This is a genomic window from Pseudarthrobacter sp. C1 (assembly GCF_034720455.1).
Classification (GTDB): Bacteria; Actinomycetota; Actinomycetes; order Actinomycetales; family Micrococcaceae; genus Arthrobacter.
In genome coordinates, this window is the sequence record NZ_JAYESK010000001.1 from 148442 (window position 1) to 161376 (window position 12935).

At 65.0% G+C, this 12935-nt stretch carries 14 protein-coding genes; 5 read left to right on the forward strand and 9 right to left on the reverse strand.

What is annotated here, in order from left to right:
- Positions 1-30 precede the first annotated feature (30 nt).
- Complete coding sequence (locus U7114_RS00655) at positions 31-1164, reverse strand: mannose-1-phosphate guanylyltransferase (RefSeq protein ID WP_157238756.1); 1134 nt, start codon at positions 1162-1164, stop codon at positions 31-33.
- 284 nt (positions 1165-1448) lie between these two features.
- Between U7114_RS00655 and sdhC the strand changes: the two genes are divergently transcribed.
- The 5 genes from sdhC to U7114_RS00680 all read left to right on the forward strand — a co-directional run bounded on the left by sdhC (position 1449) and on the right by U7114_RS00680 (position 5852).
- Entirely contained in the window at positions 1449-1829 is a 381-nt protein-coding gene (gene sdhC, locus U7114_RS00660) for a succinate dehydrogenase, cytochrome b556 subunit (protein ID WP_104997177.1), read from the forward strand.
- 3 nt (positions 1830-1832) lie between these two features.
- Positions 1833-2294: a succinate dehydrogenase hydrophobic membrane anchor subunit gene (locus U7114_RS00665; RefSeq protein WP_157238757.1), complete on the forward strand. Its 462-nt coding sequence runs from the start codon at positions 1833-1835 to the stop codon at positions 2292-2294.
- 108 nt (positions 2295-2402) lie between these two features.
- The gene (gene sdhA / locus U7114_RS00670; protein WP_157238758.1) at positions 2403-4202 is read left to right on the forward strand and encodes a succinate dehydrogenase flavoprotein subunit; all 1800 of its coding nucleotides are present in this window, start codon (positions 2403-2405) and stop codon (positions 4200-4202) included.
- Positions 4203-4204: 2 nt separating this feature from the next.
- The gene (locus tag U7114_RS00675; RefSeq protein WP_104997174.1) at positions 4205-4987 is read left to right on the forward strand and encodes a succinate dehydrogenase iron-sulfur subunit; all 783 of its coding nucleotides are present in this window, start codon (positions 4205-4207) and stop codon (positions 4985-4987) included.
- Between the two features lie 94 nt (positions 4988-5081).
- Positions 5082-5852, forward strand: coding sequence for an alpha/beta hydrolase (locus U7114_RS00680; RefSeq protein WP_323056242.1), 771 nt, complete (start codon positions 5082-5084; stop codon positions 5850-5852).
- Here U7114_RS00680 and U7114_RS00685 read toward each other — a convergent pair.
- From U7114_RS00685 to U7114_RS00720, 8 genes are all read right to left on the reverse strand, one after another.
- Entirely contained in the window at positions 5809-6858 is a 1050-nt protein-coding gene (locus U7114_RS00685; protein ID WP_157242630.1) for a YihY/virulence factor BrkB family protein, read from the reverse strand. The genes U7114_RS00680 and U7114_RS00685 overlap by 44 nt on opposite strands.
- A gap of 97 nt (positions 6859-6955) precedes the next feature.
- On the reverse strand, positions 6956-7618 hold the full coding sequence (locus U7114_RS00690; RefSeq protein WP_323056243.1) for a 2'-5' RNA ligase family protein: 663 nt from the start codon (positions 7616-7618) through the stop codon (positions 6956-6958).
- 4 nt (positions 7619-7622) lie between these two features.
- Positions 7623-8666, reverse strand: coding sequence for a tryptophan--tRNA ligase (gene trpS / locus U7114_RS00695; RefSeq protein ID WP_157238760.1), 1044 nt, complete (start codon positions 8664-8666; stop codon positions 7623-7625).
- Positions 8667-8687: 21 nt separating this feature from the next.
- Positions 8688-9521: an exodeoxyribonuclease III gene (locus U7114_RS00700; RefSeq protein ID WP_321215704.1), complete on the reverse strand. Its 834-nt coding sequence runs from the start codon at positions 9519-9521 to the stop codon at positions 8688-8690.
- Positions 9522-9531: 10 nt separating this feature from the next.
- Positions 9532-10092: a hypothetical protein gene (locus U7114_RS00705; protein ID WP_157238761.1), complete on the reverse strand. Its 561-nt coding sequence runs from the start codon at positions 10090-10092 to the stop codon at positions 9532-9534.
- A 140-nt stretch (positions 10093-10232) separates the two neighbouring features.
- Complete coding sequence (locus U7114_RS00710) at positions 10233-11066, reverse strand: ABC transporter permease (RefSeq protein WP_323056244.1); 834 nt, start codon at positions 11064-11066, stop codon at positions 10233-10235.
- Positions 11063-11908, reverse strand: a complete 846-nt coding sequence (locus U7114_RS00715; protein ID WP_157238762.1) for an ABC transporter permease — start codon at positions 11906-11908, stop codon at positions 11063-11065. The genes U7114_RS00710 and U7114_RS00715 overlap by 4 nt, the downstream gene beginning before the upstream one ends.
- The gene (locus U7114_RS00720; protein WP_370460391.1) at positions 11901-12902 is read right to left on the reverse strand and encodes an ABC transporter ATP-binding protein; all 1002 of its coding nucleotides are present in this window, start codon (positions 12900-12902) and stop codon (positions 11901-11903) included. Before U7114_RS00720 ends, U7114_RS00715 begins: the two co-directional genes overlap by 8 nt.
- Between the last annotated feature and the right edge of the window lie 33 nt (positions 12903-12935).

The window sequence follows — 12935 nt, forward strand, 5'->3', positions numbered from 1 at the left end:
ATTAGCGGCCATCACGGTCGCCGCGTTACATCAGAGGACGTCGGTATCCCCGCTGGCTTTGAGGGCGTCGACGGCGGCCTTGACCCGCTGGGAGTTGGCCATGGTGGTCACCAGCAGCGCGTCCGGCGTGTCCACGATGACAACATCCTGGATTCCGATCAGGGCGATCACGCGCTTGGTGTCGGTGACCACCACGCCGCTGGAGTTTTCCGTGAAGACGCGCGCGCCTTCCCCCAGCACAGTGACGTCGTCAACTTCCTTGGCACTGTTGAGCCGGCCCACGGAGGCGAAGTCGCCGACGTCGTCCCAGCGGAAGGAGCCAGGCACGACGGCGACGTCCCCGGCTTCGGCGGCAGGCTCGGCCACCGCGTAGTCAATGGCGATCTTCGGCAGGGTGGGCCAGACGCGGGCGGTGACCTCGTCCCGCTCGGGAGTGTCCCAGGCCCGTGCGATTTCCTGCAGGCCGCCGAACAGTTCGGGCTGGTTGGCTTCCAGGTGCTTGAGCAGCAGCGCCACGGGCGCCACGAACATGCCGGCGTTCCATACGTAATTGCCGCTGTCCACGTACTGCTGGGCCACCTGCTCGTCCGGCTTCTCGACGAACTCCACCACGTCCTGGGCGCTCGGAGCACCGTCGATGTGAAGGGCCTGGCCGGAGCGGATGTAGCCGAACCCCGTGGACGGGTGGGTGGGCTTGATGCCGATGGTCACGATCTTGCCGGCAGCCGCAGTGTGGATTGCCTCGCGGACTGCCTCCTGGAAGAGGTGGTCCGGGCTGATCACCTGGTCCGCAGCGAAGGAACCCATGATCGTGTCGGGGTCGCGCTCGTGGAGGATCGCGGCGGCAAGGCCGATCGCTGCCGCGGAATCCTTTGGCTCGGACTCGAGGACGAGATCCGAATCCTCGAGTTCCGGAAGCTGGCGGCACACCGCATCGCGGTGGGCCTTCCCGGTAACCACCAGCACCTTGCTTCCGGCAAGCGGGTGCAGCCGGTCATAGGTGGCACGCAACAGGGTGCTGCCGGAGCCGGTGAGGTCGTGCAGGAATTTGGGAGCTGCGGCGCGTGACAGGGGCCAGAGGCGGGTCCCCACGCCGCCGGCCGGGATCACCGCGATGAAGCGGTCAAGGGGTGATGCCGGGCTTGTCACTTTGTCTGTACTCATCACCGCCTACTTTAGCGGAACGGGCAATGCACCCTCCGTCAAGCGGTTCAGGCCCCTGCCGGACGGCAAATTGGCAGCCATGCCCGGCACTGGCCGCGGCGAGTGTGTCCTTTGTCTCAAAATTTCGCGGGATCCGCGCCACTGCTGGTCACCAAGGAACTCCTAAATTGAATAAGCTGTCAGCGAAGCCTAGATTTAGGCCTGAGCTACGAGTGCTCTCGCAGCAGGCGTTCCCCCCGCGTGGATCTCATGCCAGCGCCGCTGTGTTGCAGGGAGGTTTATCAGTGCCGACAAAACCAGCTGGCACCTTGTACCGCGGCCGTGAAGGCATGTGGTCTTGGGTAGGACACCGCATTACCGGTGTAGTGATCTTTTTCTTCTTGTTGGTCCACGTTTTGGACACCTCCTTGGTGCGCGTGTCTCCAGAGGCCTACACCACCGTGATCGGTGCCTACAAGAACCCCCTCATGGCCCTGGGTGAGACGGGCCTTGTTGCCGCCATTGTCTTCCACGCCTTCAACGGCCTGCGGATCATCGCGGTTGACTTCTGGAAGAAGGGCGCCAAGTACCAGCGGCAGATGCTGTGGGCAGTCCTTGCACTCTGGCTTGTCACCATGGTCGCCTTCTCCATCCGCCACCTGTCCCTCGCCCTCGGAGGTCACTAAGCCATGAGTGCAACCATCGAAAGTCCGCGCAGCGGGCGGATCGCCCCGCAGTACCGCCGTCACGGCGGGAGCAAGGGCAACTTCGAGATGCTCGCATGGCTCTTCATGCGGCTCTCCGGCGTGGTCCTTGTGGTCCTGATCTTCGGGCACCTCTTTGTGAACCTCCTGGTGGGCGAGGGCATCCACGCCATCGACTTCGGTTTTGTGGCCGGCAAGTGGGCCGACCCGTTCTGGCAGTTCTGGGACCTCGCCATGCTGTGGCTGGCCATGCTGCACGGAACCAACGGCGTCCGCACCATCATTAACGACTACGCCGAAAAGGACTCAACCCGCCGCTGGCTGAAGACGGTCCTCTACTCGGCCACCGTCGTCATCATCGTCCTGGGCACCCTGGTGATCTTCACCTTCGACCCTTGCCCCGTCGTCGACGGCGTGCCCCTGCCTGGCGGATTCTGCCCTGCCTAGCACCGGCACCACCCCGGGCCCGCGGGTACAACCGCGGGCCCTGTTTTGCGGCGCAGGCCACGCCGGCCCGTTGTTTTATAGCGAATTTTGAGAGAAAGAGCATCTGGTATGCAGGTCCATAAGTACGACGTCGTCATCGTCGGTGCCGGTGGCGCTGGCATGCGCGCCGCGATCGAATCAGGTCAGCGCGCGCGCACAGCAGTACTGACCAAGCTCTACCCCACCCGCTCGCACACCGGTGCGGCGCAGGGTGGCATGTGTGCGGCCCTTGCCAACGTCGAAGAAGACAACTGGGAATGGCACACGTTCGACACCATTAAGGGCGGCGACTACCTGGTTGACCAGGACGCCGCTGAGGTCATGGCGAAGGAAGCCATCGACGCCGTGCTTGACCTCGAAAAGATGGGCCTGCCGTTCAACCGCACGCCCGAAGGCCGGATTGACCAGCGCCGGTTCGGCGGGCACACCCGCGACCACGGCAAGGCCCCTGTCCGCCGCGCCTGCTACGCCGCGGACCGCACCGGCCACATGATCCTGCAGACCCTCTACCAGAACTGCGTCAAGCACAACGTTGAGTTCTACAACGAGTACTACGTCCTGGACCTGCTGACGGTCGAAGAGGATGCTGTCCGCGCGGACGGTACGCCCTACAAGCAGAAGCGCGTTGCCGGCGTCGTCTCCTACGACCTCGCCTCGGGCGAACTGCACGTCTTCCAGGCCAAGTCCGTGGTGTTCGCCTCCGGCGGCGCAGGCAAGGTCTTCAAGACCACCTCCAACGCGCATACCCTGACCGGCGACGGCATGGGCATCGCCTTCCGCCGGGGCATCCCCCTGGAGGACATGGAGTTCTTCCAGTTCCACCCGACCGGCCTGGCCGGCCTGGGCATCCTCCTTTCCGAGGCTGCCCGCGGTGAGGGAGCCATCCTGCGCAACTCCGAGGGTGAGCGCTTCATGGAGCGTTACGCCCCCACCATCAAGGACCTGGCGCCCCGCGACATCGTGGCACGCTCCATGGCCAACGAGGTCCGTGAGGGCCGGGGCTGCGGCCCGAACAAGGACTACGTCCTCCTGGACCTGACGCACCTCGAGCCCGCGCACATCGATGCCAAGCTCCCGGACATCACCGAGTTCGCCCGCACCTACCTGGGTGTGGAGCCGTACACGGAGCCCGTCCCCGTGTTCCCCACCGCGCACTACGCCATGGGCGGCATTCCCACCAACATCACCACCGAGGTCCTGCAGGACAACGACACCGTGGTCCCGGGCCTGTACGCAGCCGGTGAAGTTGCGTGCGTGTCCGTTCACGGCTCCAACCGCCTCGGCACCAACTCGCTGCTGGACATCAACGTGTTCGGCAAGCGTGCCGGCATCGCCGCGGCAGAATACGCCAAGACGGCTGACTTCGTGGAACTGCCCGAGAACCCGCTGGCGTACACCACCGAACTGCTGGATATAGCCCGCAACGGCAGCGGTGACGAGAAGGTGGCTGTGATCCGCAAGGAACTCCAGGACACCATGGACGCCAACATGCAGGTGTTCCGCACGGCGGAGACGCTGAACCAGGTCCTCCGCGACATCGCTTCCTTCGAGGAGCGGTACAGGCGCATCAACGTCCAGGACAAGGGCAAGCGCTTCAACCTGGACCTGCTTGAGGCCGTTGAGCTCGGCTTCCTGCTGGAACTGGCCAAGGTCATGACCGTGGCCGCCCTGCACCGTGAGGAATCCCGCGGCGGACACTTCCGCGAGGACTTCCCCGAGCGTGACGACGAGAAATTCATGAAGCACTCCATGGCGTACAAGGATGACCACGCGCCGGCGGACGGATCGGCTGAGTCAATTGCCGGCATCCGCCTGGCCACCAAGCCGGTCGTCTTTACCCGCTACGAGCCGATGGTGAGGAAGTACTAAAGATGACCGCTGAAATCGCTGAGCCAGCCTCAAAGATTGAACTGCCTGCCGGCGTCGGCGGTGGCGGCGAGATCCCCACGTTCGATGTGCACCTGCGCGTCCGCCGGTACAACCCGGAGGTTTCCGAGGAAGCCACGTGGGACGATTTCCACCTGACCATGTACGGCACGGACCGTGTCCTGGACGCCCTGCACAAGGTCAAGTGGGAAACGGACGGCACGCTGTCCTTCCGCCGCTCCTGCGCCCACGGTGTGTGCGGCTCCGATGCCATGCGCATCAACGGCCGCAACCGCCTGGCCTGCAAGACGCTCCTCAAGGACCTGGACACGTCCAAGCCCATCACGGTGGAGCCCATCAAGGGCCTGCCGGTGGAAAAGGACCTCATCGTGGACATGGAACCGTTCTTCCAGTCCTACCGCGAGGTCATGCCGTTCCTCATCAACAAGGGCCACGAACCCACCCGGGAACGCCTGCAGTCCGCCGAGGACCGTGAGCGCTTTGACGACACCACCAAGTGCATCCTCTGCGCCGCGTGCACGTCCTCCTGCCCCGTGTTCTGGACCGACGGGCAGTACTTCGGCCCCGCCGCGATCGTCAACGCACACCGCTTCATCTTCGATTCCCGCGATGACGCCGGCGACATGCGCCTGGAGATCCTCAACGACAAGGAAGGCGTGTGGCGCTGCCGCACCACCTTCAACTGCTCGGAGGCATGCCCCCGCGGCATCCAGGTGACCCAGGCAATCGCCGAGGTCAAGCAGGCCATTCTCTCCCGCAAGATCTGACAAAGGATTTAGCTGACGACGGCGCCGTCCCCCACTTAGGGGGAGGGCGCCGTCGTTGTTTACAGGTTTAGACGCACAGCAGAAAGGGGACGCGGTGTCCCGCTCCGAAAAAGTAACCTTTGAAGGCTCAACCGGCGAGATGCTCTCGGGAATCATCGACGTTCCGGAGGGGCCCGTCAAGGGCTGGGGAGTGTTCTCCCACGGTTTCACGCTGGGAAAGGACAGCCCGTCCGCGTCCCGGATGTGCAAGGCACTGGCGGACAGCGGGGTTGGCATGCTCCGGTTCGACAACCTTGGCCTGGGCGGCTCCGCGGGAGAATGGTCCGCCGGCTCCTTCAGCCACAAGGTGGCGGACACTGTGAAGGCCGCGGAGTTCATGCGCAGCGAAGGGAAGCCGATTTCCCTGTTGGTGGGCCATTCCTTCGGCGGCGCCGCGGTCCTGGCGGCGGCCCGGGAAATTCCAGAGCTCGACGCCGTCGCTACCGTGGGTGCGCCGTTTTCACCGAAGCACGTGGCACATGTCTTCGACGCGGCTTTGGACAAGATCCTGAGTGAAGGCAGCGCCGAAGTGGACCTCGGCGGAAAGCGGGTGGAGATCCGCAAGCACTTCGTGGAAGACCTGGAGAATGCCGACCTGACGGACTGCATCAAACAGCTTCACAAGCCGCTGATGGTGCTCCACTCCCCCACGGACAACACCGTGGGAATCGAAAATGCCAGCACCATCTTCCAGACGGCCCGGCATCCAAGGAACTTTGTGTCGCTCGAAGGCAGCGACCACCTGCTGACCGGCAAAGGCCAGGCAGCCAGGGCCGCGCGCATCATTGCTGCCTGGGCCGACCAGTACCTCGACGCCGGGCAGTAGCCGGGAAGCCCGCATCAGGATGCACGGGCACCTTCCCGGGCTGCACCTGGCGGGCACCCCACGTGCCCTTGTCATGGCCGGCGGAGGTGCCGTGCAGGTCCGCCTCCCGAATCGCGGCCCAGCCGGCTGAGACCAGGTAGACCTGGCTCACCAAGTTGAACCAGATCAGCAGGCCGATGATGATCGCGAACGGCGCCAGGATGGGATTGCGCCCTGCCCCGGCCAGCAGTTCGGTGCTGAAGATCTGCAATGTGGTGGTGCCCAGTGCCGCCAGGATGGTGCCTTCCAGCAGGGCCCGGCGCTCCAGCTTCAGGCTCCCCGCGAGCCGGAACATGATGAGCGCGGTAGCCCAGTTCAGGACCAGCGGGACAGCGATCTTGATCGACGTGGTCAGCGGACCGGCAACAGCATCATCGAGCCGCAGGAAGTCGGAAACCCAGCCGGCGGCGGTTCCAAACACCAGGGAAGCTCCGGCGCTGATCACCAGGGCCACGCCCAGTAGCAGCAACGTGCCTGCATCCCGGAGTTTCATGAGTATGGGGTTGACCAGCAGCGGTGGCAGCTCCAGCACGCCGCGCAGCCCGTCCCGGAGGCCGGCGATCCAGCCCAGGGACGTGATGACCGTGACCACGGCACCGATCAGCGCCGTCCAGCCGAGACCGTCCGGGTTCAGCAGGTCCTGGGGGTCAACCAGGCCATTGCCCCCGTTTAGCTTCAAGAGTCCCGGCGCGCTTTGGGCGACGCTGCTGATGATCGTGTCCAGGAGTGCCGGCTGTCCGCGCAGGACCAGGCCGGCAATGGAGAAGCCGGTGGTGAGGAGGCCGGTGATGGAGAAGAACATGTTGAAGCCGATGCCGGCGCTCATCAGCGGGCCGTGCTGAAGTGTGTAGTGCCGGAAGGCGCGCATGGGACGAAGGGCGTTAAGGCGGGCCAGAAGCCACTGGACCATGGCCATCAGGCCTGCCAGGGGCCCGTTGCCGGCCCTCCGTGCCTTGTTCCACGCCATCTGCTTCTGGATGACCGCGAGCTTCAAATGGGCGTGGTCTGTGGGAAGGGGCTGCCGTTCGGGCTGCCTCGCCTGGTGCCGCAACGGGGTCCGTGAGTCAGGCGCCGCCGTCGTTGTCAGTTTGGGTCCCAAAATCCAGCTCTTCCCGTAGCTGCCAGATGCCGTTGGCATCGTGCTCGTAAAGTCCCATGCTAACCACGGGGAAGGTGGCTCTGTAGTTCCGCAGCACCGTTTCGGCTTCGTCGAGGCTTTCCGGGGCCACATCATGGGCGATGGTGACGTGCGGGTGGTAGGCAAACGGCAACTCGCGGTGCAGGGGACCCTGCTGGAGCTTTTCGTGCAAGTCGACGCAGTCTTCGAAGCCGTCCTCAACGTTGATGAACACCACCGGCGAGACCGGACGGAAAGTTCCCGTTCCCGCGATGGTGACGGTGAAGGGCCGCTGCCGGCGGGCGACGTCCCTCACGTGCTCGCGGGTGGCCTCCCAATCCTTCGTAGGGGTAGTGGTCACCAGGGTGATGTGGGCCGGAACCACGTCCGCGAGGGGATCACCGAAGGACGCCCGCCAACGCTGCAGCTCCGCCGCGACGTCGGCCGGAAAGCCAAGGATGACGCCGACGCTGATGTCCTCCGTCCGGGATGGGCGGGCATGCGGCGCAACGCGACGATCTGCTGGGTCTCCGTGGGGGTTGGCTGCTGTCCCCGCCGTCCGGCGGGGGGAACGGGTGCCTTCCCTAGCGGTGACTTTGCTGGAGGACATAGCGCTAGTGGACTCCGGCGAGGCTGAGGGACGGAAGGAAACCCATGCGCTCGTACACCTGGGCGAGGGTCACTGAGGCAATTTCCCGGGCGCGCTCTGCCCCGTGTGCGAGCAGCCGGTCCAGCTCGGCCGGATCCGCCATCAGCTCGTTGGTGCGGTTCCGCAGGGGCGTGATGAAGTCCACCATTACCTCCGCAAGGTCCACTTTAAGATGGCCGTACATCTTGCCCTGGTACTCGGCTTCGAGCTCGGCCACCGTTTTTCCGGTCAAGGAAGAGTAAATAGTGAGCAGGTTGGAGACGCCGGGTTTCTCCTCCGGGTCAAACCGGATTTCAGTTCCGGCATCCGTCACTGCCGATTTGATGCGCTTGGCCGCGATCTTCGGGTCCTCCAGGAGCTGGATGATCCCGTTAGGTGATTCCCCGGTCTTGGACATCTTGGCGCTGGGGTTCTGCAGGTCGTAGATCTTGGCGCTTTCCTTGACGATGGTCGCCTCGGGAACGGTGAAGGTGGGACCAAAGCGGGTATTGAAGCGCTGCGCCAGGTTCCGGGTGAGCTCCAGGTGCTGCCGCTGGTCCTCGCCTACCGGCACCAGGTCCGTCTGGTACAGCAGGATGTCCGCAGCCATGAGGGTGGGATAGGCAAAAAGCCCCAGGGTGGCGGCGTCGGCGCCGGACTTCTGGGTCTTGTCCTTGAACTGGGTCATGCGCGAGGCTTCGCCGAAACCGGTGATGCAGTTCAATGCCCAGGCCAGCTGCGCATGTTCGGGCACGTGGGACTGGACGAAAAAGATGCTCTTGTCCGGATCGATGCCCGCTGCGATGTACTGCGCGGCAACGATCCGGGTGCGCTTGGCCAGCTCGGCCGGATCGAAGTCCACGGTGATGGCGTGCAGGTCCGGGATGAAGAAGACGGCGTCGTACTCAGCCTGCATGTCCACCCAGTTGCGGACGGCGCCGATGTAGTTGCCCAGGTGCAGGGAATCGGCCGTGGGCTTGGCGCCGGAGAGGATGCGCTTCTTTGCGGCTGGCGAAGTTGGGGTAGTCATGTGGGAGGAAACCTTCGGGGCTTAGAGCTGGTAATCCACTACCAGCGGGGCATGGTCGGAGAAGCGGGTATCCCACGACGCCGCACGGTCCACCACCGCTGAGATCGCGGAGGCGGCCAGCGCCGGGGTGGCCAGGTGGTAGTCGATGCGCCAGCCGGTGTCATTGTCAAAGGCCTTGCCGCGCTGCGACCACCAGGTGTATGGCCCGTCAACCGGTCCAGCCAGGTTGCGGTGCACGTCATGCCAGCCGATTTCCTCGCCGAAGAACCTGTCAAAGTACGCGCGTTCTTCCGGCAGGTGGCCCGCCCTCTTGACGTTGGCTTTTGAGTTGCGGATGTCCAGCGGCGTGTGGGCCACGTTAAGGTCGCCCACCACCAGGGCGTGGTCGCTGTGCTTGGTCAGTTCCGGGAGCCTGGTGCTCATGACCTCCAGGAACCTGAATTTGTCATCCTGCTTCGCCGTGCCCACCTCGCCGGAGTGGACGTAGGCACTGGCCACGGTGAGCTGCACGGGTTCTCCCGCCGCATCCCGTAAGCGGAAGTCGGCCTCAACCCAGCGCCCGGCGGTGGCGAAGTAGTCGTCACCGATGCCGTTGCGGGTTTCCAGCGGCTCCTCACGCGATGCGATAGCGACGCCGGCCCGGCCCTTGGCCTCAGCCTCGGCGTGCAGGATGTGCCAGCCTTCGCCCAGCAGCTGGCGCACGATGGCGTCAGGGGCGCGGACTTCCTGCAGGCAGAGGATGTCCACTCCGCGCGGCTCCAGCCATGCCGCCATGCCGTTCTTGAAGGCAGCCCGGAGGCCGTTGACGTTGACGGATGCGATGCGAAGGTGGTCCTTGTTCAATGCCGAGCTCACCCGCTCCACTCTAGTCGATGATGGTTCCGGTGACCGGCTCTCCACTGCCGCCCGAGGACTTGATCATGTCCCTGGCGTTGGTGGCCGTGATCTCAATGGTTTCGAGTGCCCGGTGGATGGTGTCCTGGTTGGCGGCGGCACCCTTGGCGCGCTCCTCCTCCACCACGCGGACCTGGACCTGGACAATCTTGAATGAGTGGTCCAGCTTGAGGTCGCGGACCTCCTCAGCCTGGCTGCGCTCGGCAACAACCCGGGTTCCACCCTGGTCTGCTGCGGCGTAGGGGCCGCGCCCTGCAGCGGACGTGAACGCGTTCTGGGCTTCGCTGAGCTTGGCGCCGGCCCTCTTTGCCGCCTTCTGGATGCTGAACACCACAAAGCAGGCCAGCGCGAGCCAGAAGGCTGCGATGACCGCAACAACCCAGCCCACGACGTCGTTCTGGTTGGCGGCGAAGATCACGGCCACAACGAACGCGGTGACCAGGACCATCAGTCCCGGGCCGCTGATGCGGAACATGGAGAATCCGCCCCTGGCGGGTTTGGAGGATGATTTGGAGCTGCCCAGAGATTGCATGCACCCATTCTCTCAAACCCCCGGGTGTGCTCCTGCCGGCTTCCACCTCCGGCGAACAGCGCCCTTCCCTCCCAACTAGGTAGCGCCAAGTGTCGTTTTGAACCCCCAAAACGACACTTAGCGCTACCTAGTTGGGGGGGCTACCTCAGGAAGAGCTGGCGCAGGCGGACCGTGGTGAGCAGCATGCCGACGGCGGTCATCACCAGGTAGTAGCCGATGTGGACGGGGGTGGCAGCGGTGAAGGCGCCCACGCTGATCTGGCGCAGCAGTTCGACGCCGTGCCAGAGCGGCATGGCCTGGATGAGCCACTGGATGGGCTGCGGGTAGACGCTCAGCGGGTAGAAGGTGGCGCTGAACAGGAACATGGGCAGCATCACGAAGTTGATCCAATCCATCTGCTGGAAGGTCTTCAGGAAACTGGTGATCCCCATCCCGATGCTCGCGAAGCCGAAGGCGATCAGCACGGAGGCAGGCACCATCAGGAGCGCCCAGGGTGTGGTGATCAATCCCATGACCCCCATCACCGCCGTGAAACCCATGGCGTAGAGCAGGCCGCGCAGGAGCGCCAGGAAGATCTCCCCGAGGGCAACGTCCAGCGGCCCCAGCGAGGTGTACAGCATGCCCTGGTACAGCTTCGCGAAGTTCATTTTGAAGAACACGTTCCAGGTGGAGTCGTAGACCGCGCCGTTCATCGCCGAGACTGCCAGCAGGGCCGGGGCAATGTATGCGGCGTAGCTGATCTCCCCGCCGCCTGGGCCCTGGACGGAGCCCACGATTGCGCCGAGCCCCACCCCCATGGAGATGAGGAACAGGACCGGCTCGAAGAACCCGGAGAGCATCACCAGCCAGTTTGTGCTCCGGGTGGCCAGCAGGCCGCGCGAAATGACGGCCCTGGCGTTGCGCGAATACAGCGGCCCGAACGTCCTGCTACGGGCCTGGTCCGGCGCGCTTTTCACTGGCAGCCCGGCGCTCACCTGCCCATCCTTGCCGCGAACTGCCGCCGGGTCAGGAACCAGCCCAGCGCCGCCGGGGCCACGAGCACCACCGCGTGGAGGACGGTGAGCAGCGGCGGCTGCTGGTACCCGTAGCTGAACACCCGTCCCAGTTCGGTGCCATGCCAGATGGGCGAGATCCAGCCCACCCAGCGCACCGCCAGGGGAAGGCTGTCCAGCGGAAAGAAGGTCCCGGAGAACAGGAAGAGCGGCATCACGATAAACCGCATCACCAGCGCAAACTGGCCCTTGTCCTCGGTGATGGAGGCCGAGTACGCCATCAGCGGCAGGCCAAAGGAAAGGCCCGCGAGCGTTGCCACCAGGATGGTGGCCCAGCCCCAGCCGCCGGGCGCGGCACCGAAGAGGACAACAGCGGCGAAGTAGACGGCGGACTGCAGCAGGAGGCGCAGGGTCACCGCCATGATGTGGCCCGCCGCAATCTGCTGGGGAGTCAGCGGCGAGGCGTGCGGCCCGTAGTAGGTGCGGCGCCATTTGAACCCGTCCATCACGGGGAACGTGAACTCGTTGGTGGCCGTCATCACGGACGCGGACACCAGCAGCGCCGGGGCCACAAAGGTCACGTAGCCCACTCCCCCGAAGGCCTCCGCGCCCTGCGCGTCTACAAGGGTGGCCAGGCCCACGCCCATGGCAAACAGGTACGCCACCGGGTGGCCCACGCTGTACATGATGATGGACCAGCCGTAGCCCTTCATCACCCGCAGCACCTGCTCTGCGTAATAGAACGCGCCCCACCGCCGCGCCCTGGCAGCCGCAATGTCCGGGCTGTGGGCCCGCAACGCCTCCCTTGCCGTGCCGTCAGTCAACTAGGCTTCTGCCCGTCAACCGCAGGAACACGTCCTCCAGCGAGGACCTCCGCACCAGTGATGTCAGCGGCCGCAGGCCGCGGGACGCCACCTGCTCAAGGGTGGACTCGCCGTCGTGCGCGTAAATCAGCACCCGGTCCGGGAGGACCTCCAGCCGCTCCCCGATGCCCTGCAGCTCCGAGGCGATCGTGGTGTTCCGCTCGGATCCGAACCGCAGCTCAACCACCTCGCGGGTGGAGTGCTCGCGGATCAGCTGCGCGGGCGATCCCTCAGCCATGATCCTGCCCTTGTCCACCACGATCAGCCGGTCGCAAAGCTGCTCGGCCTCGTCCATGTAGTGGGTTGTCAGGATAAGGGTGACGCCCTGTTCCTTGAGCCGGAACAGGCGGTCCCAGAGGATGTGCCGGGCCTGCGGATCCAGGCCGGTGGTGGGCTCGTCCAGCAAAAGGATCCGGGGTTCGTTGATCAACGAACGCGCGATGGTCAGCCGCCGCTTCATACCGCCGGACAGCGCGTCCACTTTGGATTTCGCCTTGTCCGTCAGCTGCGCGAATTCCAGCAGTTCGTCGGCCTTCGGCTTCAGGTAGCTCATGGGCAGGCCGAAGTAGCGCCCGTAGACCAGCAGGTTGTCCCGGACCCGGAGCTCCTCATCCAGGTTGTCCTGCTGCGGCACCACGCCCAGGTGCGCCCGCACTTCGGGCCCGTGCGAGTCCGGGTCGAGGCCCAGGATGCGGAGGTTTCCGGAGGTGCGCCGGGTGACGCCGCCGATCATTTTCATGGTGGTGGATTTGCCGGCACCGTTCGGGCCCAGCAGGCCAAAGGACTCCCCCGCCGCGACGCTGAAGGAGATTCCGTCCACGGCGGCCACGTCGCCGTAGGTCTTGGTCAGGTTCTCTGCCGTAATGACCGTACGGTGGTCTTCGCTTCGCGGCCCGGCGGCAGGCTGGGCAGGGCCGACTGCTGCGCCCGGCGGCACGGCGGCTTTGTTGTGCACCCTCCGCAGACTAGTGGAGCTGCGGCGCAGGTG